The organism is Pseudidiomarina fusca, from assembly GCF_032227045.1.
GTDB classification, from domain to species: domain Bacteria; phylum Pseudomonadota; class Gammaproteobacteria; order Enterobacterales; family Alteromonadaceae; genus Pseudidiomarina; species Pseudidiomarina fusca.
On sequence record NZ_JANFPJ010000008.1, the window covers coordinates 47,069 to 72,413 of the forward strand.

A 25,345-nucleotide genomic window follows, 5' to 3' on the forward strand; every position below is an offset into this window, starting at 1 on the left:
CTGTATACAAGTTAACACTGTCAAATAGTTACACAGTAAAAAAAAGCGTAAGGCAAACACATGACAAACCCAATCGCAGTTCAAGCATTCAACTGGTGGTGGCATCTCCCGATATAGCGGGTGGTGTGTCTGTGCGTGTCTCTCACGTAGTTAGATTCAAAAAACCCGCTCCTGGAGCGGGTTTTTTTGTGGCTGAAAATCAAACTAAAAACCATACAAAAAGTTATACAACTTAGCTAACAAGTAGGTCTTTGTGAACATTATCGAATCTTTTGGAACCCTCAGTAGTTTGCGCATCAAGCTACCCTATCAAGCGGATACGCTTGCTGTGTATCAGCGCGTGTGCGCCGATCAGCCGCATTCGTTGTTGCTTGATTCTGCTGAAATTCAATCGCGCCAGCACCTCAAAAGTTTGCTGATGGTAAGCGCTTCGGTGCAATTTACCTGCGCTGGCAATCAAGTCACCATCACCGCACTCACGGCTAACGGCGAGTCGCTCTTACCTTGGTTAGAAGAACAACTGACACCTTTGTGCAGCTTAACCACCGAGCGCAATGCGCAAGGCCAACTCACCCAGTTGGTATGCTTATTCGCTGAGCTGGATAGCACCAGCGATGAAGACTCGCGCTTACGTGCCGTTTCTAATATTGAGCCACTGCGAATCGTCCAGCAACAATTGCAGCAAGCCGGTGATGCCCATCCACTCGCCATTTTCATCGGTGGCGTGTTTGGTTACGACTACGTGGCGAGTTTTGAGCAATTACCCGAGGTGCCGATGGCGGCCAACAGCTGTCCGGACTATCAGTTTTATCTCGCAGAAACCCTGTTGGTGATTGATCATCAGAGTCAAACCACGGAACTCATTGCAGGTTTGCTAAGCGGCCCGAACAGTGCTGAATATTATCAGCAGTTGGCTCATCAAGCCGGTCGGGTAGCGGCCCTGTGTCAGCTTCCTAGCCCAGTCAAACCAACCGCCCCAGCCCCTGCTGCCAGCACTGCTGAAGTGCAAGCAGAGCCTAGCCGTGACGTTTTTATGCAGATAGTGCAACAGATGCAAGAACGGATCTTGGCGGGGGATATTTTTCAGGTGGTGCCTTCAAGACAGTTTCGCATTGAGTGTCGCGATAGTTTAGCTGCCTATCAGCAGCTAAAAGCGGCTAACCCCTCGCCTTACATGTTCTTTTTACGCACCCCAGAATTTGAATTATTCGGCGCTTCGCCAGAATCAGCACTTAAATATACCGCAGCTACCAACCAAGTTGAGCTGTATCCAATCGCTGGTACCCGCCCCCGAGGCAAGCATGCTGATGGCAGCATCGCGGCAGATTTAGATAGTCGCCTCGAGCTAGAGTTGCGGCTGGATCAAAAAGAACTCGCCGAGCACATGATGCTGGTTGATTTAGCCCGCAACGACTTAGCTCGTATTGCTAAGCCTGGCACCCGTTACGTGGCTAACCTATTGCAGGTGGATCGTTATTCCCACGTGATGCACTTGGTCTCACGGGTGGTGGCGCAGTTGGCTGATGATCTTGATGCGCTGCATGCCTACCGTGCCTGTATGAATATGGGAACCTTAGTGGGTGCGCCAAAAATCAATGCCGCCACCATTATCCGTCAAGTAGAACAGCAGCGCCGCGGCAGCTATGGCGGTGCCGTGGGCTACCTATCCGGCAATGGCGACATGGATACTTGTATTGTTATTCGCTCTGCTTTTGTTAGCCAAGGTTATGCCGTGGTACAAGCTGGGGCCGGTGTGGTTCATGACTCACAGCCCCTCGCCGAAGTGAATGAAACCGAAGGTAAAGCCCGAGCTGTATTAGAAGCGATTCAACAGGCCAACCAACAAGGTTTTGGCAGCGGAGGTTCTTTATGAGTGCGAACATGAACATCAACACTGATGCCGCTAACTCGGCCCCAGATAGAATCGTGTTATTAGATAACTTTGATTCTTTTACCTACAACTTGGTGGATGAACTGCGGCAATTAGGTTATCCCCTGATGATTTATCGTAATAATGTGCCCCTAGAGCAATTCATTGCAGCCCTAGCTGATTACCCCGGGCGACAATTGCTGTGTTTGTCGCCGGGCCCGGGCCATCCAGCCCAAGCAGGCCATCTGCTAGAGGTGATTGAAGCCTGTCGTGGGCAGTATCCGATGCTGGGTATTTGCCTTGGCTTTCAAGCCCTAATTCACGCAGCTGGCGGTGAGATTGACCGCTGCGGTGAAACGGTACATGGCAAAAAGGCGCTGATTGATTGCCAATCTCATCCTATTTTTGATGGCTTAGAAAGTCCTTTAGGAGTGGCTAGATATCACTCCTTGTGTGGCTTTAAGTTACCGCAAAGTATTGCGGTGCTTGCCACCACCGGTGCTATTCCGATGGCAGCCTACTTTAAGGATTACTATGCCTTGGGTTTTCAATTTCACCCAGAATCTATTTTAACTAGTCACGGAACTCGTTTACTGGCGCAGAGTGTGGCGTATTTATTTGCTCAATACGGGAGTCTACCATGCAAGCAATAACCGATTTAATGGCCGGTAAAGCTTTATCCGTCGATGCTGCCGAGCGGCTGTTCGACCACTTAGTAAAAGGTGAGCTGAACGATATTCAAATCACCGCAGCCTTAGTGGCGATGAAAATGCGCGGTGAGCAACCCAGCGAAATGGCAGGTGCTGCGCAAGCGCTGCGGCGCGCTGCCAAGCCTTTTCAACGCCCCCAGCGAGTGGTGATAGATAGCTGTGGTACCGGCGGTGATGGCAGTAACACCATGAACATTTCTACCACTGCCGCCCTAGTAGCCGCAAGCATGGGCCTGACCGTAGCCAAACATGGAAACCGCAGCGTGTCGTCACGCTCTGGTTCTGCTGATGTGCTAGAAAGTTTGGGTTTATCCGTTACCCAAGATCCTGAAGTGGCAGCGGCACAGCTGGATCGCTTTAATTTTTGTTTCTTGTTTGCGCCCCACTATCACCCTGGTATTCGCTATGCCATGCCGAGCCGACAAACTTTAAAAACTCGTACCTTGTTTAACCTTCTTGGGCCGCTGGTGAATCCAGCCCAACCCGATGCCCAGTTGCTCGGCGTTTATGATCCTAGTTGGTGTAAACCGATGGCAGAAACCTTGCGTATGTTAGGCTGTAAACGAGCTATGGTGGTGCATGGTTCAGGCTTAGATGAGATAGCAATTCATGCCAACACCCATGTGGTGGAGTTGCGCGATGGCGAACTCACTGAGTATCAACTTACGCCCCAACAATTAGGCGTACAAACGGCCCCAATCAGTGCCTTACGCGGTGGCGATGCCGACTTCAACGCCCAATTGCTGCAACGTGTGTTGCAAGGCCAAGCTAGCCAAGCTCAGCTTGACGCAGTAGCCGTAGCCGTAGCCGGGATGCTCTACCTCAGCGGCGTAACTGAAACCATCGCCGCCGGCTGTGCAGCGGCACTCGAGCATTTAGCTAGCGGCAAAGCCCTTGCCCATTTACACAAGCTACAGGAGTTTAATCGTGAGTATTCCTAGTGTGCTGCAAGAAATCGTGGCTAGCCGCCGAGCTGAACTCGAGCAATTAAGCCAGCACTATCAGGCCGAGCAACTGCAAGCGCAATTGCAGCCCAGTAGCCGCAGTTTGGCTGCCGCTTTAGCGCAACCGCGATCCAGTTTTATTTTAGAATGTAAGCGCGCATCGCCCAGCAAGGGGTTGATTCGACCTGATTTTAATCCCGTCAGCTTGGCCCAAACTTACGCTCGTTATGCGGACGCTATCTCGGTGTTAACTGAGCCGAACTATTTTCAAGGTAGTTATGCTTATTTGGCCGCGGTCAGCCAAGCCGTTGATAAACCCGTACTATGCAAAGATTTCATTATTGATCCTTTGCAAGTGTTGCTAGCCCGATATTTTGGTGCTGATGCGATTTTGTTGATGCTGTCGATTTTAGACGATCAGCAGTACCAAGTTTTGGCTGAGCTGGCCGCCAAATATCAGTTGGATGTGCTCACCGAGGTCGCCAACCAAGCTGAATTAACGCGGGCAATTAACTTAAAAGCGAAGATTATTGGGATCAATAACCGTGATTTGCACACCTTAAAGATTGATACTGACACCAGTTTGGAACTGAGCCAGCAGATTCCTCCAGGCGTATTGGTGGTCGCCGAGTCTGGTTATCATACGAATCAACAAGTGCGAGCAGCAGCTGGTGTGGTGGATGGCTTCTTAGTGGGCAGTGCATTGGCGGCACAAGCGAATGTCGACCAAGCCTGCCGTGAATTAGTTTACGGCGAACACAAAATCTGTGGTTTGCAGCGCCCCGAAGATAGCCTCTGTGCCCATGCCGCTGGAGCCGCATTTGGTGGCTTGATCTTCGTGAAGCACTCGCCTCGTTGTGTTGATTTAGCTCAGGCGCAAGCCGTGATTGCAGCAGCTCCATTGCTTGCCTACGTGGGCGTATTTGCCGACCAACCGCTGCACGAGGTGGCTGAGCTTACCCAGCAGCTGAACTTACATGCAGTTCAGCTGCATGGCCAAGAAGACTTTGATTACATTAGCCAATTACGCAAGGCGATTCCGCGCAACGTGCAGATCTGGAAGGCGGTTGCGGTAGACGAACCCTTGTTACTGCCTGATTTAGAAGTAGATACGTTTTTACTAGATAACAGATACGGTGGTAGCGGCGAACCTTTTGATTGGTCGTTATTAGCTCACTTAACACCGGCTCAGCGCCAGCAGTGCATGATAGCTGGGGGGCTGAACGCAAGCAATGTAAGCGCTGCCTTAGCCACTGGGCTAGCGCGCTGTGATATTAACTCTGGGGTTGAACTCTATAAAGCACACAAAGACCCTGCCCTTATTAATCAAGTCATGACCCAATTACGGGGTTATGGTCGTATTCAGCAAGGAGTCACTCATGACTAGTCGTACCTCAGCGGAAACTTTGTCGCCTTATTTTGGTGATTTTGGGGGGCAATTTGTCCCCGAGATTTTATTGCCGGCGTTAGATCAGCTAGAGCAAGCCTTTTTAGAAGCACAACAAGATCCGGCTTTTCAAGCGGAATTTAGTGACCTCCTCAAGAACTACTTGGGTCGTCCTACGCCTTTATCTTTGTGCCGCAATCTGCCGCTAACATCGCCTAATGGCTGCAAAATCTATTTAAAACGAGAAGACCTATTGCATGGCGGCGCCCATAAAACCAACCAAGTACTTGGCCAAGCTCTGCTCGCCAAGCGCATGGGCAAAACTCGTATTATTGCCGAAACCGGCGCCGGCCAACATGGTACCGCCACCGCCCTCGCCTGCGCTCTGTTAGGGCTAGAATGTATTATTTACATGGGTGCTAAAGACGTAGCTCGGCAGCAGCCTAATGTGTTCAGAATGGAACTGATGGGCGCCAAAGTAGTGGCTGTAGATAGCGGTAGTGGCACCCTCAAAGACGCCGTAAACGAAGCTATGCGCGACTGGACGGCCAGTTACCAAACTACCCACTACCTTTTAGGCACCGCCGCTGGCCCACACCCGTTCCCAACCATTGTGCGTGAATTTCATCGCATGATTGGCGCCGAAGCCAAGGCACAAATGATTGCCCAAGCCGGTCGCCTACCTGATGAAGTCATTGCCTGTGTGGGCGGTGGCTCTAACGCTATCGGTATGTTCGCTGAGTTTATTGATGAACCGGGCGTGGCCCTAGTAGGAGTCGAACCAGCCGGCAAAGGAATTGATACTCATCATCATGGTGCCACTTTAGCTGCCGGAGCGCCCGGCATCTTGCACGGTTGTCGCAGCTTTATTATGCAAACCGACGAAGGCCAAATCGAAGAAAGTTATTCGGTCTCCGCTGGGCTTGATTATCCTGGCGTAGGCCCACAACATGCTTATCTAAAAAGTATTGGCCGGGCGCGGTATGAATCGGTAACCGACGATGAAGCGCTGGAAGCCTTTAAGTTGCTGGCAGAAAAAGAAGGAATTATTCCTGCACTAGAGTCAGCCCATGCGCTCGCTTATGCGCTGAAACGTGCAGCTGAACCCGATGCTCCAGAACTGTTGCTGATTAACCTTTCAGGCCGCGGTGATAAAGACATCGATCACGTTCGTCGCATTTTTGCAGCTACCGCTCAAGGAGAATAATCATGAGTCGCTATCAAGCCATGTTTGCTGATTTAGCTGAGCGCCAGCAAGGTGCTTTTGTGCCCTTTGTGACCCTCGGCGATCCTAACCTTGAGCAATCTTTTGCACTGATCCAGGCCCTCGTAGAAGGGGGTGCCGATGCCCTTGAGTTAGGGCTCCCTTTCTCCGACCCAGTCGCTGATGGCCCCACCATTCAGCGTGCTAATATCCGCGCCCTGCAAAGCAACGTTAGCGTGCAACAGTGTTTTGCGCTATTGGCAAAAATACGGGCGCTGTACCCTAACTTACCAATAGGATTGTTGGTGTACGCCAACCTCGTAGAAAGCAACGGTGCAGCTAGCTTTTATCAGCGCTGTGCTGACGCAGGCGTAGATTCGGTGTTGATTGCTGATGTGCCAAGCCGTGAAGGCGAGCGGTTTGCTGCGGTAGCTAAACACTATGGCATCGCGCCTATTTTTATTGCTCCGTCAGATGGCACCGCCACCCAGCTACAACGCATTGCTGCGCTTAGCGAAGGCTACGTGTATTTACTCAGCAGAGCCGGTGTTACTGGGGCTGAAACCTCCATGCAAACCCCTACCACGGCAGTCATCGAGGCCCTGCAGCAAGCCCACAGTGCACCACCGTTACTGGGCTTTGGGATTGCTAAACCCGAGCATGTGCAAGCGGCGTTAGCTGCAGGTGCTGCCGGTGCCATTAGCGGCTCCGCCGTGGTGCAAATCATCGAACAAAACCTGGCTGATTCTGAGCTGATGCTCACCCAGTTACGCGACTTTAGTCGTCAGATGAAGGCGGCAACAAACAAGCCTTAAGGGCTGGCTCGACCGTCGTATACCGAAACTGATAACCGGCCTGTTGCAGGCGCTCAGGCAGCACGAACTGGCCGGTTAATAACATCTCCGACAGCTCACCTAAGGCGAGTTTCAGTACCCAGCTTGGCACCCGCATAAAATGTGATTTACGCAAGGTTTTGGCTATCGCAGCACTAAACTCTTGTTGGCTTACTGGAGTTGGCGCAGTGGCGTTATAGATGCCACGACAGTCGGCAGTTTCCAGTAGATGCAAAATAATGCCCACCATGTCATCAAGATGAATCCAAGAAAAGCCTTGTTGGCCGTGGCCAAGAGGACCGCCCAAGCCTAACAAATAAGGCGGCAACATTTTCCGTAAGGCACCACCGGCGGGGGCCAGCACGACGCCCGTACGCAGCACACAGACGCGCGTTTTATCTGAGTCCGCCGCTAACGCCAGTTGCTCCCACTCGGCACAAAGATGATGCGCAAAATCATCTGCTTGCACCTTAGTTGCTTCGGTGACGGGGGTACGCCCCTGCGCACCATAATAGCCAATGGCCGAGCCGCTGATAAATACTTGCGGCGGATTAGCTGCGGCTAACATCCGCTCCGATAATTGCCGCGTAACAGCCCAACGACTTTGCTCTAGGCGTAGTTTCTGTTTGGCGGTCCAGCGCTTATCGGCAATGCCTTCGCCTTGTAAGTTAATGACAGCATAGAAATCGCTGATGTCGCTCACTTCAGCCAAGCTTTTTAAGGCCTGTACTTGCTTACCAAACCGCTCGATGGCACGCTGCGGCTGCCGCGTTAACAGGGTGACATGATACTTTTCTGTAAGCTGCGGAATCAGCGCAGAACCAATTAAGCCGGTACCGCCAGTGATTAGAATTTTCATCATCGTGTTACTCACCCTAGGTTATCTTACTGTTATTGCTCTGGTATCCCAGCACGTAACCAAACTGCAACTGGTCTCAAGTGTAGCGACAGAATCTGGTGCTTACCAAACTTTTCTGGCACACTTCAGCTAATTGTCTCGTTGGAAATCACCCATGTTGTTAGTACTTGAATACCTGCCCATTGTTATTTTTTTCATCGCTTACTTATTGGGCGACATTTTTCTTGCAACTGCCGCGCTCATGGTAGCCACCCTACTCCAAGTGGTGATCATGAAATTGCTACGCGAACCGGTAACCACCCGTCACTGGATTGTGATGTGGGCGGTGTTATTGTTTGGTGGTGTTACTTTATTCTTAAACGATGACTGGTTTGTAAAGATCAAAGTCACCGTGATTTATATTGCTATTGCCCTGTTTTTACTGATTGGTACTTGGTGGAACAAACGCAGTCCGTTACAGGCCATGCTCGGTAGCGAAATTCAATTGCCGCATTTTGCTTGGATACGATTAACCTATGCTTGGGTTGTCTTTAGTTTAAGCTTAGCTGTAATTAATCTTTATATTATTGAAACCATGAGCTTAGATGCATGGGTTAACTTTAAGGTATTTGGCATTTTGGGCGCTACCCTGGTGTTTAGTATTGGCTCTGGCGCTTACATGTTTAAACATCATACCGACCGAGAAAAAGACACTAAGGAAATTGACTAATGTGGTTTGTTATTTGGGCTGAAGATAAGCCAAACTCGCTGGCAGCGCGCAAAGCCACACGCCCAGCGCATATAGAACGGTTGCATCAATTACAACAAGAGGGCCGTCTGTTAGTGGCTGGGCCCTGTCCTGCGATTGCTAGTGCTGACCCTGGTGACGCTGGTTTTACCGGCTCTATGGTGGTGGCTGAATTTGATGATTTAGCTGCTGCCGAAGCTTGGGCGCAGGCTGATCCTTATCTTGCCGCCGGCGTGTACCAGCAGGTAACCGTCAAACCTTATCTGAAAGTACTGCCCTAATGGTATCCATAGCTGCGCAGCCGCTGCAACTGCAAGCTGCGCCCAATCGCTTTATCCAAGCGCACTGGTATCCAAGTAGCACGATGGCACAGGCGGTTATCGTGATGGCCCCGGCGATGGCGGTACCACAAAGGTTCTACCAGCCGTTTTGTACTTGGTTAGCTGCGCAAGGCTACCATGTGCTGAGTTTTGATTACTTCGGCATTGGTGCTTCTACCCCGCAGCCACTGCAGCAGTTGCACAGTAGCATTTCAGAATGGGCGGAACTTGATGCCGCAGCCGTAGTTCGCTATCTCGACAGTGAATTCTCGACTTACCCTAAGCTTTGGTTGGGGCATAGCATCAGTGGCCAGTTATTTGGCATGATCCCTAACCATCAAGTGATTCATCATATGATCAGCGTCAATACCGGTAGCGGCTACTGGCGCGCCATGAGCGGCAGTTTTAAATGGAAATCCATGCTGCTGTGGGGCCTAGTGACGCCACTAGCAGTGCCACTGGTGGGGTATTTCCCGGGCCGAAAATTAGGCATCATTGGTGATGTTCCAGCCGCTGCTATGCAGCAATGGCGGCGCTGGTGCTTGCATCCTGATTACTTGGTGGGGGCTGAAGATCTGTATCAGAGTTACGCTAACGTCAGCACTCCTATCACATCGCTGGCCGTTAGCGATGATGAAATGATCGCCCCCAGCCGAGTGAACCATTTGCACGATTTTTATCGGCAAGCACCGCAACAACGCATTCTCTACCACCCTCACCAATTTGAGGTGGAGCGCTTGGGCCACTTCGCTATTTTTCAGCAGCCACAACAAGCGTTGTGGCCACGTCTATTTGGCGAGCCCATCCAAGCTGCGTTAACCGCCCATAGCTTACGCTAAGCGGCGGATTAACTGAGCCGTGTTACGTTTGATCAGTCGGCCACAGGCTAAACGCCCCATCCATCCAACGACCACCGCGCCGGCCACGGGACCAATCAACCAGAAGCGCCAATGAATACTGGCTTGCATATCGAATACCTGCGTTTGCAATATCCACAGTGCGAGCTCCATCGCCAGCGTCGCTATTAGCCCACTAATCGCCCCAAGGATAACAAACTCGTAGGTGACGCTTTGCCGCAATAACTTCGCAGACGCCCCCAAGGTGCGTAGAATCACCAGCTCTTTCTCGCGCTCTTCTAAGCTTGCCTGTACCTGCGCTAACAGCACTAAAATCCCAGCAATAATCACCACCACCAAGACAAAGGCGATAGCTAGACTGACTTGGTCAATCACTTCGCGCAATTGGCCAATGATGGCATCTAGGTCAATGAGTGAGACTTGCGGGAAAGGTCTAAACAACTCATACAATTCTGACTTACGCTCAGGCTCCAGATAAAAACTCGAGATAAAGGTTGCAGGAAAGTCCGTCAAAGTAGCAGTGTTAAAGATCATAAAGAAATTGGGTTGCAAGCTACCCCAGTTAACCTCACGAATGCTGGTGACCGGCACGGTAAAGACGCTACCGCCAATGTTAAATTCCAGCTCATCACCAACTTGCAGGTTCATTCTATCGGCGACGCCAGTTTCGATCGAAACCTGCGGCTGCGCATCGTCACCCCACCATTGCCCCGCTACCAAGGTATTATTAGGTGGCAACGTGTCACGCCATGTGAGCTGTAACTCGCGGCCAAAGCCCTCGCGTTGTTCTGCGTTATTGGTCGCAGTATCAGCCGCATCGCCATCTTCTTCTTTGGTAACTTCATCGCGTACCGGTACCCCATTTACTGCCGTCATCCGGCCCGGCACAATCGGATACATGTCGTTGGCAACGATCTCCCGTTCAGCAAATCGCTGTTGCAGGTTTTGCACATCGTCTCGGGCCACGTTGATCACAAAGTAATTAGGTGCATCGTCTGGCAGCTGCGCTTGCCAATCGGCTAGCAGCTCGTTTCGCAAGGCTAACACCAATAACAACAACATGATGGCGGTAGAAAAACTCAGCATTTGTACGCTGTTTGCTTGAGCTCGCCGCTGTAACCCTGCCATTGCTAGGCGCCAAGAACTACCCGCTTGCATCCCCGCTTGCCGGCTTACCCGAATAAACAAGCGGCTTACGGTGAGTAGAATGATCGCGGCTACGGCACCACCAACAAAGAGCGCACTCGAGAGCAGCCATTGTTGGCTGTAAATCAACAAGAGCGCATAAATGGTGCCCCCTGAAGCTAACCAATGCAGCCAGCGCCCGGCATTGTTGCCAGTAAGGTCACGATTTAGCACTCGTAACGGCGGGATGCTAATCAAGCGCAATAGCGGATACAGGGTAAACATCACGGCACTAACGAGGCCGGTTGCCGCAGCTAGGGCAAACGGCTGCCAACCCGATTGCGGTAATGCTGTGCCCAGTTGCTGACTCACCCAATAAATCACTTGGCTTTGGATCAGCCAGCCTAACACCAAGCCAAGGGTGATACTGATGAAGGTAAGCAACAGCAAGTGCAGCACAAAAATACGCTGAATGATGCGCTTATTCGCCCCTAAGGTTTTAAAGATAGCCACCACGTCGTAGTTACGTTGACAATAACGCTGTGCAGCAACGGCAACCGCTGTTGCTGCTAAGACCACGCCCAGCAAACTAGCCAACAGCATAAACCGCTCGGCCCGCTGCAGACTGCGCGCCAAAGGCGAATCACCATCTTCAATGCTACGCCAGTTATGAGTATCTTCGTTCAGCTGTGGGGTTAGCCAAGCTTCGTATTGCTCTAACTGCTCTAAAGTACCAGCAAACAGCTGGTTGTAGCGCACCCGTGAGCCCGGTTGAATAAGCTCAGTTGCGGCCAGATCTTGATAACGAATTAGCACATTGGGGCTATCGGTAAACACCGAAAAGCCGACATCTGGCTCGTAGGTTAACACTTTGCTCACTACAAACTGGCTGCGGCCCACCTCAATGGTATCGCCAATCGCCAGCTCAAGTTCTTGAAACAGCGCTGCGGCGACCCAAGCTTCGCCACTCTGTGGCAACCCTTGTGCCACTTGTTCAGCACCGTACGGTTGCTCAGCAACGCGCAATTCGCCCCGCAAGGGATAGCCATCACCAACCGCTTTGATATCCACCAAGGCCAGTTGCTCACCGGCAAAAGCCATCGAATTAAAGACCACTCGTTCAGCGGTACGTAAGCCGTCTTGCTCGGCTTTGGTAATCCATTCTTGTGGGATATCGCGGCGTGAACTTAACACCCGATCGGCCGCTAAAAACTCTGCGCTACGGGCCATTAATCCGGCTTGCAAGCGCTCAGTAAACACCGACAGTGCCAACACCGCCGTTACCGACAGCACAATCGCAGCTGCCATGATGGTCAGCTCACCGCGCTTAAGCTCTTGCTTTAACAGTCGCCAGCTGATTTTATGCCACATCAGTCGCACCCTCTTGCTGCGTTGCTGCTGGTTTGGTTTGCACTAGGCTACCGGCCGTCATGGTCAACACTCGCTGGCAGCGTTGGGCTAACTCATTATCATGAGTGACCATCACCAACGTGGTGCCTGACTCTTGATTCATTTCAAACAACAGATCTTCTACTTTTTGCCCGGTCACACTATCTAGGTTGCCGGTTGGCTCGTCGGCAAAAAGTATTTTGGGGGTTCCCACAAACGCGCGCGCAATGGCGACCCGTTGCTGTTCACCACCAGATAATTGGTTAGGATAATGATTGAGGCGATCGGCTAAGCCTACTTTACGTAGCAGCTCTTGCGCTTGCTGCTGGGCATTCTTAGCTCCTGCTAGTTCTGCTGGTAACATCACGTTTTCCAAGGCAGTTAAGCTTGGAATCAATAGAAACGATTGAAAGATAAAACCAACCTTGTCGGCCCGCAGTTTTGCCCGCTGCTCTTCATCCAAATCGCTCAATTTTACGTTATCTATAAGAACATCGCCCTTACTTGCGAGGTCTAAACCCGCGAGCAAAGATAGCAAGGTGGATTTACCGGAGCCGGACGCACCCACAATAGCAACGGTCTCACCTGCGGCAATTTCTAAGTTAATTGGCTGCAAAATGTGTAAAATACCGTCACTGGTGGTGACTTCTTTTTCTAATTGAGTGGTTTGAATAAGCATCTATGAAAAACTTCCTTATAAAATTTGTACTAATACTCGCATTATTTATTGTTATACGTCCAGTTTCGGCAAATGTCTCACTTGTGGTTTTAGGGGACAGTTTAAGTGCCGGCTATGGGATGGCGCAAAGTGAATCTTGGGTGGGCATTTTACAGCAGCGCTGGCAGCAATCGCAGCCTCAGATCACCCTAGTCAACGCCAGTATTAGCGGGGATACCACCCAAGGTGCACTGAATCGTTTAGATGGCGTCATTGAGCGGCATCAGCCTACGGTGGTGTTTGTTGAATTAGGCGGTAACGATGGCCTGCGTGGCTTTACCCCAAACACAATTAGTGACAATTTAACCCAGATTATTGCACGCCTGCAGCAGCAGGGTATTGTGGTGGCCTTAAGCCAAGTGCGGATACCACCTAATTATGGCCCACGTTACAGCGAGATGTTTGCTGAGGTTTTTCCACAGCTAGCCGAGCAGCATCAAATAACCTTAGTGCCGTTTTTTATGGAGCAAATTATTGGTGACGATAGTCTGATGCAAGGCGATGGCATTCACCCTAACCGTGCGGCACAGCCGATGATTGCAGATATTATGGAACCGCATTTGCTAGCTTTGTTAGAGCAAGTGACGATAGCTAAGACTGAGGGTAAGGAATAAAGCATTAGGAAAGGAAAAACAAATGGCGTCCCCTAGGGGATTCGAACCCCTGTTACCGCCGTGAAAGGGCGGTGTCCTCGGCCTCTAGACGAAGGGGACGCTGTTCTAATGCAGCTGATATCTTCTGATATTGGCGTCCCCTAGGGGATTCGAACCCCTGTTACCGCCGTGAAAGGGCGGTGTCCTAGGCCTCTAGACGAAGGGGACCCCGGACTTGCTTGCTACGTTAGAATTGGCGTCCCCTAGGGGATTCGAACCCCTGTTACCGCCGTGAACGGGCGGTGTCCTAGGCCTCGAGACGAAGGGGACCCCGGACTTGCTTGCTACGTTAGAATTGGCGTCCCCTAGGGGAGTCGAACCCCTGTTACCGCCGTGACAGGGCGGTGTCCTAGGCCTCTAGACGCAGGGGACGCTGTTCTAATGCAGCTGATTTATTCTGTTATTGGCGTCCCCTAGGGGAGTCGAACCCCTGTTACCGCCGTGAAAGGGCGGTGTCCTAGGCCTCTAGACGAAGGGGACGCTGTTCTAATGCAGCTGATTTATTCTGTTATTGGCGTCCCCTAGGGGATTCGAACCCCTGTTACCGCCGTGAAAGGGCGGGGTCCTAGGCCTCTAGACGAAGGGGACGCTGTTCTAATGCAGCTGATTTATTCTGTTATTGGCGTCCCCTAGGGGAGTCGAACCCCTGTTACCGCCGTGAAAGGGCGGTGTCCTAGGCCTCTAGACGAAGGGGACGCACCAGAACAAATCTCTATCAGGTTTTCACTTGTACTAAGCTTAACACAAAAGTTGGTGGAGCTAAGCGGGATCGAACCGCTGACCTCTTGCATGCCATGCAAGCGCTCTCCCAGCTGAGCTATAGCCCCACATTTTGTGGCTTGCTGTAGTACCCTGACAGCGGGGCGAATTCTAGGGTAATTTGCGCACCAGCGTCAACCTTTTTTTTAGAAAAGCGAATTGTTTGCTGAAAAATAAGCCAGTTCGCGCAATTCACCAGCACTATTAACTAAAACACACCTGATCACGCCCTGCTCGCTTGGCCGCGTACAAACGTTTATCTGCGGTAGCTAAAGCCGCACTCAGTTGCATGTTGGTGGTCGGCGCTAACCATACCCCACCGCTACTGATAGTCACCTTAATCAGTTGCTCATCCGCGTGGATCTCGAGCGCAGCGACCTTACTACGAATGCGTTCAGCTATGTGCGCGGCTTGCGCCTCGGTGATATCCGTAAGCACAGCAACAAATTCTTCGCCGCCATAACGGCCGATACGATCGTTAGGACGAATACATTGGGCAATGGTGTTAGCCACGGTACGCAGCACTAAGTCACCCGCTAAATGGCCGTAGGTATCATTAACTTTCTTAAAGAAATCGATATCCAGCATCAAAATAGCCAGTGAGCCTCGCGAACTTTGGCCAAGTTGCTGCTGCATGAATTCCATGATGGCTCCACGATTATAGATTCCGGTTAAGGCATCTCGTGCGGACTTATCTTGTAACTGCTGATTAGCAGCCACTAAGCGTTTATTAAGATCCATGATTTGCTGGTACAAGCGACTTTTTTCAATTAAATGAGCTACTTGGTTAGCTAAGTACAAGAAAACATCTTGATGCAAACCATCGTAGGTGTAGGCTTCGGTGCTCGAGAAAAACAGGAAACCCACCGGCCGGCCATCGGCGATGAGCGGACAAGTTAAACTGGAGCGAATGCCCTCGGCGACTATTTTACGGGTTGATTCTGATTCAGGATGCTCGGCCAAGTACTCTTCTAAGTCATTAATAATACGTGGCTTACCCGTATCGATAATGGTTTGCAAACTAGAACCAGCTAAAGGTGCCGAATAGCCTGGGGTAATCTGCGGCGTATTCTCGTAGGTGAATTTAGCCCAATAGGCCGTAACCTGCTCACCATCATCCTCAATCAGCGCACAACCAATGCGATCGTAGGGAATAACATCTTTGAAAAAGGTATAAATACGCGCCAAAATATCTTCAAGTATCAGTGCTTTATTTAATTCAGCAGAGATCTCAAGCAAACGCACCAGCTCAGTAAAACGCGCAGTCAGCCAATACCCTAGCTGTTCAAGTTCATCACCTAACTGCTGCATGACGGGTTCTTGCTCTGCGGTGCTTGGCGAGGTTGCCGTTAACTTGGCGAGATCCTGTTGCTTCGCGGCTTGCACGGCTTGCAAATGACGACGCAGCTCTTCGGCAAAGCTATGCCCTCTGTTTATTGCTGCTGATGCTGCTAGTACTGCTTTGGACTCAGCCATACACAACTCCCTGAACTTCTAGGTTCTTGGTTAATAGTTCTTCGTTAATAGTTCTTCGTTAATAGTTACTCATTAAAATGATAAATACGCTCTAACGATGCTCGGTCGCGGACCGTAACTTCCATATCTCGCACTAAACCATCTTCAATACTATACACCCAGCCATGAATAGCTAGCTCTTGGCCTCTATCCCAAGCTTGTTGAATGATGGTGGTTTTAGCAAGGTTGCGAACCTGCTCGATGACGTTCAGCTCACACAGACGGTCTAACCGCGCCCGGCTATCACCGATGGCTTCAAGCTCCTGATGATATTCGCGGTAAATATCCTTGATACCAAACAACCAATGATCAACCAAACCATGGCTACAACTTTCGGTGGCAGCTTTAACCCCGCCACAGCCGTAGTGACCCACCACTAAAATATGCTTTACTTGTAAGGTTTCAACGGCATATTGCACCACCGATAAGCAGTTAAAATCCGTTTGAATCACCTGATTAGCCACGTTACGGTGCACAAATAATTCACCCGGCGCCATCCCTACCACCTGATTAGCCGGCACTCGGCTGTCCGAACAGCCTATCCAGAGGTATTCTGGCGATTGCTGGGCCACGAGTTGGTTAAAAAAGTCCGGGTTAGCTTTTAACATGCGTTCAGCCCAAGCGGCATTGTTAGCCAGCAGCTGACGAATCTTAAGCATAAAAGTATCCTTATATTTGGTGAAAAAAAGGCGCCGCCTGGCGCCCTTTCTTCTTTATTGCGCTTGTTCGCGCTCCATAATATACGAAATTGCTCGAGCGATACGTCCTACCACTTGGGTTTGGCTTAACATGGCCAGAGTCACATCCAGCGACGGCGAGTTACCTGAGCCAGTCACTGCCACCCGCAGTGGCATGCCTACTTTACCCATACCAACTTGTAAATCATCGGCGGTTTGTTGAATCGCTTGCTGAATGCTTGCTGGGTTCCACTCAGTTAAACTTGCTAGTCTATCTTGCACCGCTTCTAGAGCTTCACGTGCCACCGGGCGTAAATGTTTTTTCGCTGCAGCCTCATCAAAAGCCTCGTACTCTTCATAAAAATACCGGCTTTGTGCCGCAAGCTCTTTCAGGGTTTTAACCCGGTCCGCCATAACTGGCAACAACTGCTCTAAGGCAGGGCCTTTGCTCACATCAATGGCTTGATCAGTAAAGTGCCATTGCAAATAGGGAACAACCCGCTCTACCGGTAGCGATTTCATGTAGTGCTGATTTAACCAGTTTAATTTTTCAGTATTGAAAGCTGAGGCGGCTTTGTTCACGTCGTCTAAACGAAACAGTTCGGTCATCTCCGCCACACTAAAGATTTCTTGATCGCCGTGCGACCAGCCTAGGCGAACCAAGTAATTCAACACAGCTTCAGGTAAATAACCGTCATCGCGATATTGCATGACGCTCACGGCACCGTGACGCTTAGACAGCTTTTTACCATCATCACCTAAAATCATGGATACATGGGCATACTCAGGAATCGGCGCCCCGAGTGCTTGCAAGATATTAATTTGGCGTGGGGTGTTGTTGATATGGTCTTCACCGCGTACCACGTGCGTGATCTGCATTTCCCAGTCATCAATCACCACACAGAAGTTGTAGGTGGGGGTACCGTCACTGCGCGCAATGATCAAATCATCAAGTTCACTGTTGGCAAACTCAATCGGACCGCGAATGTGATCATGAAACTTAACGCTACCCGTTTGTGGGTTACGGAAGCGGATCACGTAAGAATCACCACCAGCGGCTGGGTTATCGCGACAATGGCCATCATAGCGAGGCTTTTCACCGTTCGCCATTTGCTCTTCACGCATCTGCTCTAAACGTTCAGTCGAGCAATAGCACTTATAAGCTTTATCTTCTGCTAGTAACTGGGCAATGTAATGCTCATAACGATCGAATCGCTTGGTTTGATAATAAGGACCTTCATCCCAAGTTAAGCCAAGCCACTCCATCCCCTCTAAAATGGCATCAATCGCAGGTTGGGTTGAACGTTCGCGATCCGTATCTTCAATACGCAGCACAAACTTACCGCCAGCAGCTTTAGCTACGAGCCATGAATAAAGTGCGGTACGGGCACCACCTACGTGTAAGAATCCAGTTGGGCTGGGGGCAAATCGAGTGACAACTGTCATAAGCAATTAAATCTCCGCTAACTATGGCGTTTTGAACGAGCAATAAGGGCTGTAGTTTAGCAAGAACAACCTAGCTACGCACCATACACAAGCTGATTCGCTGTAAACTTGTGCAAACTGACGAAAAAGCCAGCAGTCGAACAAAACATTTCATATTTCTTGTTGACAGTATCGCACAGCCCCCTATAATACGCCCCGCAACGCAGAGAAAAGGATGGTTAGCTCAGCTGGGAGAGCACCGCCCTTACAAGGCGGGGGTCACTGGTTCGAACCCAGTACCATCCACCAATTCTTCATTTTCTCTGTCTCCCTGTGGATGGTTAGCTCAGCTGGGAGAGCACCGCCCTTACAAGGCGGGGGTCACTGGTTCGAACCCAGTACCATCCACCAATTCTTCATTTTCTCTGTCTCCCTGTGGATGGTTAGCTCAGCTGGGAGAGCACCGCCCTTACAAGGCGGGGGTCACTGGTTCGAACCCAGTACCATCCACAAATTCTTCATTTTCTTTGTCTCCCTGTGGATGGTTAGCTCAGCTGGGAGAGCACCGCCCTTACAAGGCGGGGGTCACTGGTTCGAACCCAGTACCATCCACCATTTTTTTGCAGCTCTGCAAAACTCTAATCTAGAATACTTCAATCATTAGTAATAAATTAGCACCTAAATAAGCATGTTAGCCACCTGTACTGATGGGCTCATTGATTTTAGGCGCCGTGATTATTCTTCTTGCGCCGTGCGTACCAACTGGAAATAACGCTTCAAGTGCCGCGAAAATAGCAGCAGCCAACAGCCCATCAGCCAGCCAAACAATAGCATAGCCTTCACCCAAGAAAACGCCGGCCAGCGCGCCCCAATTAAACTCAGTAATAAGATGCCATCCAGTACCCAGCTCAGCCAGAGTAACAGCGGCGCCCAGCGAAAGGCTTTACTGACCCAAGCTGCTATCTCGGTTTTAACTTGAGTGGTTAACACAAAGAGCACCAACGCAGGCAGCCCTACCGCTAGAGCCAACGCAAACTGGTGGGTGTTGGTGTAGAAAAACTGCAGAATGAGCGAGCGGTCTTCAAAAAAAGAAAGGGATAAAATCCAAGCCACGTAACCACGCAAAAAAAACAGCAACAACACCGTTAAACTTAACGGTGTCTTCAGCTGTCCGTCTGCCGTAATGTAGCGCTCATCACCCAGTTGCAGTTGCACCTACTTGCCGCCTTGACCAAAATTTTTCATGAAAATAATAAGCAATGGTGTTCACTAAAGGTTCGATCATTGCCACTGCCCCACCCAACATCACATCGCCGGTCATGAGCCATACCAGCGTAAAGGCCACACTTACGTGCATTACGCCAAAGGATACTGTTTTTGCCATGCCTATCTCCTCATCTGTTTGAGCGCTTAGGTTAGCGCTTGATGAATAGATAATAGCAATCAGGTTGGTATTATCTAATTAATAATACCGATTAAAGATATCGACCGTCTCATTACAGGCGTTTGAGCTGTTCACGTAATTGAGTTAATTCATCCCTAATGCTTGCCGCTCGTTCAAATTCAAGATCTTTAGCCGCTTGATACATGGCTTTTTCTGCCGCTTCAATTTTCTGTACCAACAGTTTCGGATCGAACAAGCTCGCATCATAACTAGCTTGTGGCTCAGCTGCAGCCCGCTGTTGTTCTTTACGCGGCGCCCGAATACCCGTACCACCGAGGTCCATCACATCGGTGATGCGTTTGTTTAAGCCCTTTGGCGTGATGCCATGTTCTTCGTTATAGGCTTGCTGTTTTTGCCGGCGTCGATCGGTTTCGTCAATCGCCCGCTGCATCGAACCTGTGATTCTGTCCGCATACAAGATAGCGCGGCCATTGAGGTTTCGTGCGGCTCGGCCGATGGTCTGAATTAACGACCGGTCACTGCGCAAAAAGCCTTCTTTATCCGCATCGAGAATCGCCACTAAGCTTACTTCAGGCATATCTAAGCCTTCACGTAACAAGTTGATTCCCACCAGCACATCAAATTCACCTAAGCGTAGGTCGCGAATAATCTCCATACGCTCCACAGTATCAATATCTGAATGCAGATAGCGAACACGAATACCATGTTCATCTAGGTAATCCGATAAGTCTTCTGCCATCTTCTTGGTTAAGGTGGTGGCTAGCACGCGCTCATTGCGTTCCACGCGGATTCTAACTTCTGACATCAAATCATCCACTTGAGTCGCAACTGGGCGAATCTCTATGAGCGGATCCACGAGGCCCGTTGGACGTACCACCTGCTCTACCACTTCACCGGCTGACTTTTCTAGTTCATATTTACCTGGCGTGGCCGAGACATAAATTAGTTGTGGCGCAATGGCCTCAAACTCATCGAACTTTAACGGCCGGTTATCCAGTGCCGATGGCAATCTAAACCCATAATTCACGAGGTTTTCTTTGCGCGAACGGTCGCCTTTGTACATGGCACCGATTTGCGACACAGTCACGTGTGATTCATCAATGATCATCAGCGCATCATCGGGCAAATAATCCAGCAAGGTTGGTGGCGGCTCGCCGGGCGCACGCCCAGACAAATAGCGCGAGTAGTTTTCAATACCAGAGCAATAACCCAGCTCTAGCATCATTTCTATGTCGTATTGAGTACGTTGACTCAGCCGCTGTTCTTCGACCAATTTATTGGCATCTAACAGTTGCTGTTTGCGCTCTTTTAATTCTTCTTTGATGCGTTCCACCGCCGCTAAAATGGTTTCGCGCGGGGTAACATAGTGAGTCTTTGGATACACGGTAGCTCGCGCCACGTCGGCTTCCGTTACTTGCCCCGTTAAGGGTTCAAAAAAGCTAATGCGGTCGATCTCATCATCGAATAGCTCAACCCGAATAGCCAATTGTTCAGATTCAGCCGGAAAAATATCGATCACTTCGCCGCGCACCCGATAAGTGCCACGCTCGAAGGCCGCATCATTGCGTTTGTATTGCAGTTGCGCCAAGCGCCGCAAAATATCACGCTGATCGATCATATCGCCACGGCGTAAGTGCAGCATCATTTTCATGTAGGATTCAGGATCGCCCAAACCATAAATACAGGATACCGAAGCCACTAGCACCACGTCGCGGCGCTCCATCAGGGCTTTGGTGGCAGACAGCCGCATTTGTTCGATATGCTCGTTTATCGAGGCATCTTTCTCAATAAAAGTATCCGTGGTCGGCACATAAGCTTCGGGCTGATAGTAATCGTAATAAGACACGAAATACTCAACGGCATTGTTAGGAAAGAACTCTTTCATCTCGCCATACAATTGCGCCGCCAAAGTTTTGTTATGGGCCAAAATCAACGTTGGTCGCTGCACCTTGGCGATAACGTTGGCCATGGTAAAGGTTTTACCTGAACCAGTAACCCCAAGTAACGTTTGATGAGCCAGGCCAGCTTCCAGATTATCCACCAGAGCTTCGATAGCTTTGGGTTGGTCACCTGCGGGTTGATAGTCTGAGGTTAATTCGAAACGTTTCACCATGTTTTATCCTGTTACCGCGTGCTGCTGTTTGTCGCGTTCTTGTGCTAAGGCCCGTTGAAACCAAAACCAAGCCATGAAGCCAGTGACGATATTAGCAATAACGCCACCTACAAATAAGCCGGGTAAGTCGTACCAGAGTCCGCCCAACCAGCTCAGGGGTACAAACATCACGAACAAACGGATCACACTTAAGCTCAACGCTGACATTGGCAAATGCAGAGCATTTAAACTTGAGTTGGTTAAAATAATCACCCCTTGCGCACCGTAGCCAAGCGGCATCACGTAGATGAATAAACGAATCAGTTCAGCCACTTCAGGGTCATTGGTAAAGACCGCTGCAATCATAGGAGCTAGGGCAATCAACAAGCCGTACATCAACAATTGAATGATCAATACGGCTCGCACTGCCACTTTGTAAGCGGCACCGACCCGGTCAAAAGCATGAGCGCCAAAGTTTTGGCTAATGAGCGGTGGTAACGACATGGATAGTGCCAGAATGACCACACTGGCTAAGGATTCTAGCCGCGAGCCAACCCCAAACGCCGCGACCGCTTCAGCACCATAAACGGCCACCAAGGCAGTGAGTACCGCCATAGCCAGAGGGGTGAGCATGTTCGCACCCGCTGCGGGTAAGCCAATGCTCAAAATTTGGCGGGCTGAATGCAGCCAAGTGGCGCCACTAGGTGCGCGCAAGCTCAACAGCTGCTTGTAGCGTAAATACCAGAGTACCAGCACACTACCAATAACCCAGGACAGCACACTCGCAAGCGCCGCACCTTGCACTCCTAGTGCCGGCACCGGGCCCCAACCGAAAATCAGAATAGGATCAAACACGGCGTTCAGTAAGCCACCTGATGCCATGATCAAGCTGGGCGTACGAGTATCGCCAGCCGCGCGTAACACCGCATTACCCACCATCGGGATAACTAACCAGACGGCGCCTATAAACCACGGTGTCATGTAGGCATAAATATCGGGTAACAAACGTTCTTGGGCACCGAGCAGGGCAAAAATGGCTGGCATCAACAACCATCCGATCAGAGCTAAGACAGCGACCAATAAAGCAGCAACGGTCAGTGCCGTAGTGCCATCAAAACGCGCATGCTCCTCGCGCCCCGAACCACGTTTACGAGCAATCACCGCCGAGGTACCAATGCCTAAGCCAATACTCAAGCTCACCACGGTAAAGGTAACCGGAAAGGTGAAACTAACCGCAGCGAGCGGATCCGTGCCTAGCATACCGACAAAAAAAGTATCAACCACGTTAAAGCTAATCAGCGTTAGTACGCCAATAATAACGGGCCAAGTCATCTGCCATAGGGTGCTAGAAATAGGCCGATGAAGCAACGATTTTGCCGACACTGCTGGGCTCATGAAGATACTCTTAGTTGTTACTGCTAGTTATTACTGCGGGACTGTAGTTTTGGACCTGTCGCTACGACTGCGACTTAGCCATTGCTTGGGTATCGTAAAGGCTCCTAGTGTACCCAAATTTGCTGGTTACTACCATCCTCAATCTACCCCGACCAGAGCTTGCTTGCGTGGACAAAAATAGCCAATATCTATATAGTAAAGCATCTTTTTTCCCCTCAATATTTTATTAACGGCTCTGAAGCAAGGGATACCAGCGTGAAATATCAACTTTCTGATCGTGTAAATGCTATTCAACCTTCTCCTACCCTAGCAGTTTCGCAAAAAGCCGCTGAGCTTAAAGCTGCTGGCCATGATGTGATTGGCTTAGGCGTTGGTGAGCCTGATTTTGATACGCCCCAATTCGTGAAGGATGCTGCCAAGGCCGCGATTGATGCTGGCCATACCAAATACACAGCCGTCGACGGTATTCCGCAACTGAAACAAGCGGTCATTAACAAATTTCAGCGCGACAATGGACTCAGCTACGAACCTGCAGAGATTTTGATTTCGGCGGGCGGTAAACACAGTATTTTTAACCTACTTAGTGCTTGGCTTAACCCAGGTGACGAAGTGCTGATCCCGGCACCTTACTGGGTGTCGTATCCTGATATGAGCTTATTGGTGGGTGCGGTACCACGCTTTATTGAAGCTGGTATTGAGCAACGCTATAAAATCACCGCGGCACAATTAGCGGCGGCCATTACCCCAGCCACTCGGTTACTGTTCTTAAATAGTCCTTCTAACCCAACTGGTACCGCCTATAGCAAAGCTGAATTGACTGCCCTAGCTGAAGTGTTGCGCCAGCACCCGCAGGTTCTTATTGCTACGGATGATATGTACGAACATATCTTGTGGACAGAAGAGGCTTTTCACAATATCGCCATGGTGGCGCCAGACTTACGTGACCGCATTGTGATTCTTTCTGGGGTGTCTAAAGCTTATGCCATGACCGGCTGGCGGATTGGTTACGCCGCGGGTCCTAAACCTTTGATTGCGGCAATGAAAAAGATTCAGTCGCAGAGCACCTCTAACCCAGCCAGCATCAGCCAATATGCGGCACTCGCAGCGTTAGAAGGTGACCAAACGTGCATTACCACCATGGTCACTGAATTTAAGAAACGCCATGATTATTTAGTTGCAGCACTCAATACGATTCCTGGTATGCAATGCATTGCTGGTGACGGCACTTTCTATACCTTTGCCAATATCACTGAACTCATGGCACAAAAAGGGGTGAGTACGGATATTGAATTATGCGAACAACTCTTGAATCAAGCTAAAGTGGCGCTGGTACCTGGTTCAGCCTTTGGTGCACCTGGCCATTGTCGCTTCTCTTTCGCCACCAGTATGGCAACTTTAGAAGAAGCGGTGCGACGTATTGATGCCTACGCTCGCAGCTAAACTGCTGGCAAGTTCAAGGTTCTTTAAAATCCCGGCTTCGAGCCGGGATTTTTTATGAATCTTTGGTGACAACGACAATCAAACAGCTGTTTAAATTTTAACCACGGCAAGCTTTCTTGAAAACTCAAGCGATTAAAGCAAAAAGTCAAGCTATGATTGGCGATATTTGAAGCAAAGCTGACAAGAAATACACAGTGGCAGATCAAGAAAGAAGCGCTTCTTCAAGTTTTTCTTAAAGCCTGTAAAGTAACTCTGGGTATATATGTAAGCATTTGTTTTTATTGCGAAAATACAAATAGAGTCAATTTTTAAGCAATCTCTAAATCGGCCTGTATAGCGCACCATTCATGGCTACTCACAGATTTTCCCACAAGGTTATCCACAGATTTAGTGGATAAGATCCGCTAGCCTTTTGAAATCAAGAGCTGCGCCGATCTGTGGATAACATAGGACGGATCACAACTATATCTTTTGATATAAACGCTGCCCTTGTTCACTCTTGACAAGGACTATTTTATCAAGTTTGCGCACAAAACGTGCAAACGAACTTTTTTAGTATTGACAGGCGCTGCAAGCCCCTTTAACATTCGCATCCGTTGCTTGAGGTGTTCCCCAGTAGCTCAGTTGGTTAGAGCGGTGGACTGTTAATCCATGTGTCGTTGGTTCGAATCCAACCTGGGGAGCCAACACCACCTTCCTTGCAACCTATTTGTAATTCCCCAGTAGCTCAGTTGGTTAGAGCGGTGGACTGTTAATCCATGTGTCGTTGGTTCGAATCCAACCTGGGGAGCCAACACCACCTTCCTTGCAACCTATTTGTAATTCCCCAGTAGCTCAGTTGGTTAGAGCGGTGGACTGTTAATCCATGTGTCGTTGGTTCGAATCCAACCTGGGGAGCCACAAATAACCTAGCCCCACGCAAATCCCGCTTACCCCAGTTAACTCAATAGCGCTTTACCAATTGAAAATAATCATGCAATTCGCTTTGTTGCCACAGTCTTTTGCTCAGTTTAGCCACCGGCTCTTGAGCGCCTGCAGCTA

Annotated in this window: 21 protein-coding genes, 15 tRNA genes and 1 other annotated feature; of the genes, 18 read left to right on the forward strand and 18 right to left on the reverse strand. The window is 50.0% G+C overall.

The window, feature by feature from the left end; all coding sequences use genetic code 11:
- Positions 1–87: 87 nt before the first annotated feature.
- Positions 88–190: a sequence feature (Trp leader region), on the forward strand.
- A 63-nt stretch (positions 191–253) separates the two neighbouring features.
- From NOG12_RS05315 to trpA, 6 genes are read left to right on the forward strand one after another with little or no spacing between them, the layout of a single operon-like run.
- Complete coding sequence (locus NOG12_RS05315) at positions 254–1,873, forward strand: anthranilate synthase component 1 (RefSeq protein WP_313932628.1); 1,620 nt, start codon at positions 254–256, stop codon at positions 1,871–1,873.
- Entirely contained in the window at positions 1,870–2,523 is a 654-nt protein-coding gene (locus tag NOG12_RS05320; RefSeq protein ID WP_313932629.1) for an aminodeoxychorismate/anthranilate synthase component II, read from the forward strand. Before NOG12_RS05315 ends, NOG12_RS05320 begins: the two co-directional genes overlap by 4 nt.
- Positions 2,511–3,521, forward strand: a complete 1,011-nt coding sequence (gene trpD, locus NOG12_RS05325; protein WP_313932630.1) for an anthranilate phosphoribosyltransferase — start codon at positions 2,511–2,513, stop codon at positions 3,519–3,521. Before NOG12_RS05320 ends, trpD begins: the two co-directional genes overlap by 13 nt.
- Positions 3,508–4,911 (forward strand): bifunctional indole-3-glycerol-phosphate synthase TrpC/phosphoribosylanthranilate isomerase TrpF, encoded by a 1,404-nt coding sequence (trpCF, locus tag NOG12_RS05330; RefSeq protein WP_313932631.1) that lies wholly within the window; start codon positions 3,508–3,510, stop codon positions 4,909–4,911. Before trpD ends, trpCF begins: the two co-directional genes overlap by 14 nt.
- Positions 4,904–6,118: a tryptophan synthase subunit beta gene (gene trpB / locus NOG12_RS05335; protein WP_110076299.1), complete on the forward strand. Its 1,215-nt coding sequence runs from the start codon at positions 4,904–4,906 to the stop codon at positions 6,116–6,118. Before trpCF ends, trpB begins: the two co-directional genes overlap by 8 nt.
- 2 nt (positions 6,119–6,120) lie before the next feature.
- Positions 6,121–6,930: a tryptophan synthase subunit alpha gene (gene trpA, locus NOG12_RS05340; protein WP_313932632.1), complete on the forward strand. Its 810-nt coding sequence runs from the start codon at positions 6,121–6,123 to the stop codon at positions 6,928–6,930.
- On the opposite strand, the gene NOG12_RS05345 is transcribed toward trpA, so the two are convergent.
- Positions 6,893–7,810, reverse strand: a complete 918-nt coding sequence (locus NOG12_RS05345) for a TIGR01777 family oxidoreductase (protein WP_313932633.1) — start codon at positions 7,808–7,810, stop codon at positions 6,893–6,895. The genes trpA and NOG12_RS05345 overlap by 38 nt on opposite strands.
- Positions 7,811–7,961: 151 nt before the next feature.
- Here NOG12_RS05345 and NOG12_RS05350 point away from each other — a divergent pair, with 151 nt between their 5' ends.
- The 3 genes from NOG12_RS05350 to NOG12_RS05360 are packed head-to-tail and all read left to right on the forward strand — an operon-like array spanning position 7,962 to position 9,693.
- Positions 7,962–8,516: an inner membrane-spanning protein YciB gene (locus tag NOG12_RS05350; protein ID WP_153826656.1), complete on the forward strand. Its 555-nt coding sequence runs from the start codon at positions 7,962–7,964 to the stop codon at positions 8,514–8,516.
- Positions 8,516–8,815, forward strand: a complete 300-nt coding sequence (locus tag NOG12_RS05355) for a YciI family protein (RefSeq protein ID WP_313932634.1) — start codon at positions 8,516–8,518, stop codon at positions 8,813–8,815. The genes NOG12_RS05350 and NOG12_RS05355 overlap by 1 nt, the downstream gene beginning before the upstream one ends.
- Positions 8,815–9,693 carry an alpha/beta hydrolase family protein gene (locus tag NOG12_RS05360; RefSeq protein ID WP_313932635.1) on the forward strand — a complete coding sequence of 293 codons (879 nt, stop codon included), beginning with the start codon at positions 8,815–8,817 and terminating at the stop codon, positions 9,691–9,693. Before NOG12_RS05355 ends, NOG12_RS05360 begins: the two co-directional genes overlap by 1 nt.
- Here the strand turns inward: NOG12_RS05360 and NOG12_RS05365 are convergent.
- A complete protein-coding gene (locus NOG12_RS05365) occupies positions 9,685–12,207 on the reverse strand; it encodes an ABC transporter permease (RefSeq protein WP_313932636.1) in 2,523 nt (840 codons plus the stop codon). The two genes, NOG12_RS05360 and NOG12_RS05365, sit on opposite strands and share 9 nt — an antisense overlap.
- Entirely contained in the window at positions 12,197–12,904 is a 708-nt protein-coding gene (locus NOG12_RS05370) for an ABC transporter ATP-binding protein (protein ID WP_110076293.1), read from the reverse strand. Before NOG12_RS05370 ends, NOG12_RS05365 begins: the two co-directional genes overlap by 11 nt.
- 83 nt (positions 12,905–12,987) lie before the next feature.
- Between NOG12_RS05370 and NOG12_RS05375 the strand changes: the two genes are divergently transcribed.
- Positions 12,988–13,557, forward strand: a complete 570-nt coding sequence (locus NOG12_RS05375; RefSeq protein WP_313932637.1) for an arylesterase — start codon at positions 12,988–12,990, stop codon at positions 13,555–13,557.
- Between the two features lie 23 nt (positions 13,558–13,580).
- On the opposite strand, the gene NOG12_RS05380 is transcribed toward NOG12_RS05375, so the two are convergent.
- From NOG12_RS05380 to gltX, 11 genes are all read right to left on the reverse strand, one after another.
- Positions 13,581–13,656 (reverse strand) — tRNA-Glu (locus NOG12_RS05380).
- 32 nt (positions 13,657–13,688) lie between these two features.
- A tRNA-Glu gene (locus NOG12_RS05385) sits at positions 13,689–13,764 on the reverse strand.
- Positions 13,765–13,790: 26 nt separating this feature from the next.
- Positions 13,791–13,866 (reverse strand) — tRNA-Glu (locus NOG12_RS05390).
- Between the two features lie 26 nt (positions 13,867–13,892).
- Positions 13,893–13,968: transfer RNA gene (locus NOG12_RS05395), tRNA-Asp, on the reverse strand.
- A 32-nt stretch (positions 13,969–14,000) separates the two neighbouring features.
- Positions 14,001–14,076 (reverse strand) — tRNA-Glu (locus tag NOG12_RS05400).
- Positions 14,077–14,108: 32 nt separating this feature from the next.
- Positions 14,109–14,184 (reverse strand) — tRNA-Glu (locus NOG12_RS05405).
- A gap of 32 nt (positions 14,185–14,216) precedes the next feature.
- A tRNA-Glu gene (locus tag NOG12_RS05410) sits at positions 14,217–14,292 on the reverse strand.
- 55 nt (positions 14,293–14,347) lie between these two features.
- Positions 14,348–14,423, reverse strand: a tRNA-Ala gene (locus tag NOG12_RS05415).
- Between the two features lie 136 nt (positions 14,424–14,559).
- Positions 14,560–15,831: a sensor domain-containing diguanylate cyclase gene (locus NOG12_RS05420; RefSeq protein ID WP_313932638.1), complete on the reverse strand. Its 1,272-nt coding sequence runs from the start codon at positions 15,829–15,831 to the stop codon at positions 14,560–14,562.
- Positions 15,832–15,896: 65 nt separating this feature from the next.
- Positions 15,897–16,529 carry a carbonate dehydratase gene (can, locus tag NOG12_RS05425; RefSeq protein WP_110077117.1) on the reverse strand — a complete coding sequence of 211 codons (633 nt, stop codon included), beginning with the start codon at positions 16,527–16,529 and terminating at the stop codon, positions 15,897–15,899.
- Between the two features lie 54 nt (positions 16,530–16,583).
- Entirely contained in the window at positions 16,584–17,993 is a 1,410-nt protein-coding gene (gene gltX, locus NOG12_RS05430; protein WP_313932639.1) for a glutamate--tRNA ligase, read from the reverse strand.
- Between the two features lie 212 nt (positions 17,994–18,205).
- Here gltX and NOG12_RS05435 point away from each other — a divergent pair.
- The 4 genes from NOG12_RS05435 (at position 18,206) to NOG12_RS05450 (ending at position 18,587) form a co-directional block, all read left to right on the forward strand.
- Positions 18,206–18,281 (forward strand) — tRNA-Val (locus NOG12_RS05435).
- Positions 18,282–18,307: 26 nt separating this feature from the next.
- A tRNA-Val gene (locus NOG12_RS05440) sits at positions 18,308–18,383 on the forward strand.
- A 26-nt stretch (positions 18,384–18,409) separates the two neighbouring features.
- Positions 18,410–18,482, forward strand: a tRNA-Val gene (locus NOG12_RS05445).
- 29 nt (positions 18,483–18,511) lie between these two features.
- Positions 18,512–18,587, forward strand: a tRNA-Val gene (locus NOG12_RS05450).
- Positions 18,588–18,707: 120 nt separating this feature from the next.
- On the opposite strand, the gene NOG12_RS05455 is transcribed toward NOG12_RS05450, so the two are convergent.
- The 4 genes from NOG12_RS05455 to NOG12_RS05470 all read right to left on the reverse strand — a co-directional run bounded on the left by NOG12_RS05455 (position 18,708) and on the right by NOG12_RS05470 (position 22,864).
- Positions 18,708–19,187, reverse strand: coding sequence for a DUF2919 family protein (locus tag NOG12_RS05455; RefSeq protein WP_110074669.1), 480 nt, complete (start codon positions 19,185–19,187; stop codon positions 18,708–18,710).
- Positions 19,168–19,356, reverse strand: a complete 189-nt coding sequence (locus NOG12_RS05460) for a DUF2061 domain-containing protein (protein ID WP_110074670.1) — start codon at positions 19,354–19,356, stop codon at positions 19,168–19,170. The genes NOG12_RS05455 and NOG12_RS05460 overlap by 20 nt, the downstream gene beginning before the upstream one ends.
- A 112-nt stretch (positions 19,357–19,468) precedes the next feature.
- Positions 19,469–21,490 carry an excinuclease ABC subunit UvrB gene (gene uvrB, locus NOG12_RS05465; RefSeq protein WP_153826664.1) on the reverse strand — a complete coding sequence of 674 codons (2,022 nt, stop codon included), beginning with the start codon at positions 21,488–21,490 and terminating at the stop codon, positions 19,469–19,471.
- Positions 21,491–21,493: 3 nt separating this feature from the next.
- Positions 21,494–22,864, reverse strand: a complete 1,371-nt coding sequence (locus tag NOG12_RS05470; RefSeq protein WP_313932640.1) for an MATE family efflux transporter — start codon at positions 22,862–22,864, stop codon at positions 21,494–21,496.
- 255 nt (positions 22,865–23,119) lie between these two features.
- Between NOG12_RS05470 and NOG12_RS05475 the strand changes: the two genes are divergently transcribed.
- From NOG12_RS05475 to NOG12_RS05490, 4 genes are all read left to right on the forward strand, one after another.
- Positions 23,120–24,304, forward strand: coding sequence for a pyridoxal phosphate-dependent aminotransferase (locus NOG12_RS05475; protein ID WP_110074673.1), 1,185 nt, complete (start codon positions 23,120–23,122; stop codon positions 24,302–24,304).
- Positions 24,305–24,913: 609 nt separating this feature from the next.
- A tRNA-Asn gene (locus tag NOG12_RS05480) sits at positions 24,914–24,990 on the forward strand.
- Between the two features lie 30 nt (positions 24,991–25,020).
- Positions 25,021–25,097 (forward strand) — tRNA-Asn (locus NOG12_RS05485).
- 30 nt (positions 25,098–25,127) lie between these two features.
- Positions 25,128–25,204 (forward strand) — tRNA-Asn (locus NOG12_RS05490).
- The last annotated feature ends 141 nt before the right edge of the window (positions 25,205–25,345 follow it).

Bases quoted from the DNA above. Each gene is read 5' to 3' on its own strand.
- NOG12_RS05320 (WP_313932629.1), top strand. From the start codon at position 1,870: ATGAGTGCGAACATGAACATCAACACTGATGCCGCTAACTCGGCCCCA.
- trpD (WP_313932630.1), top strand. From the start codon at position 2,511: ATGCAAGCAATAACCGATTTAATGGCCGGTAAAGCTTTATCCGTCGAT.
- trpB (WP_110076299.1), top strand. From the start codon at position 4,904: ATGACTAGTCGTACCTCAGCGGAAACTTTGTCGCCTTATTTTGGTGAT.
- trpA (WP_313932632.1), top strand. From the start codon at position 6,121: ATGAGTCGCTATCAAGCCATGTTTGCTGATTTAGCTGAGCGCCAGCAA.
- NOG12_RS05345 (WP_313932633.1), bottom strand. From the start codon at position 7,810: ATGATGAAAATTCTAATCACTGGCGGTACCGGCTTAATTGGTTCTGCG.
- NOG12_RS05350 (WP_153826656.1), top strand. From the start codon at position 7,962: ATGTTGTTAGTACTTGAATACCTGCCCATTGTTATTTTTTTCATCGCT.
- NOG12_RS05355 (WP_313932634.1), top strand. From the start codon at position 8,516: ATGTGGTTTGTTATTTGGGCTGAAGATAAGCCAAACTCGCTGGCAGCG.
- NOG12_RS05360 (WP_313932635.1), top strand. From the start codon at position 8,815: ATGGTATCCATAGCTGCGCAGCCGCTGCAACTGCAAGCTGCGCCCAAT.
- NOG12_RS05365 (WP_313932636.1), bottom strand. From the start codon at position 12,207: ATGTGGCATAAAATCAGCTGGCGACTGTTAAAGCAAGAGCTTAAGCGC.
- NOG12_RS05370 (WP_110076293.1), bottom strand. From the start codon at position 12,904: ATGCTTATTCAAACCACTCAATTAGAAAAAGAAGTCACCACCAGTGAC.
- NOG12_RS05420 (WP_313932638.1), bottom strand. From the start codon at position 15,831: ATGGCTGAGTCCAAAGCAGTACTAGCAGCATCAGCAGCAATAAACAGA.
- can (WP_110077117.1), bottom strand. From the start codon at position 16,529: ATGCTTAAGATTCGTCAGCTGCTGGCTAACAATGCCGCTTGGGCTGAA.
- gltX (WP_313932639.1), bottom strand. From the start codon at position 17,993: ATGACAGTTGTCACTCGATTTGCCCCCAGCCCAACTGGATTCTTACAC.
- NOG12_RS05460 (WP_110074670.1), bottom strand. From the start codon at position 19,356: ATGGCAAAAACAGTATCCTTTGGCGTAATGCACGTAAGTGTGGCCTTT.
- uvrB (WP_153826664.1), bottom strand. From the start codon at position 21,490: ATGGTGAAACGTTTCGAATTAACCTCAGACTATCAACCCGCAGGTGAC.
- NOG12_RS05470 (WP_313932640.1), bottom strand. From the start codon at position 22,864: ATGAGCCCAGCAGTGTCGGCAAAATCGTTGCTTCATCGGCCTATTTCT.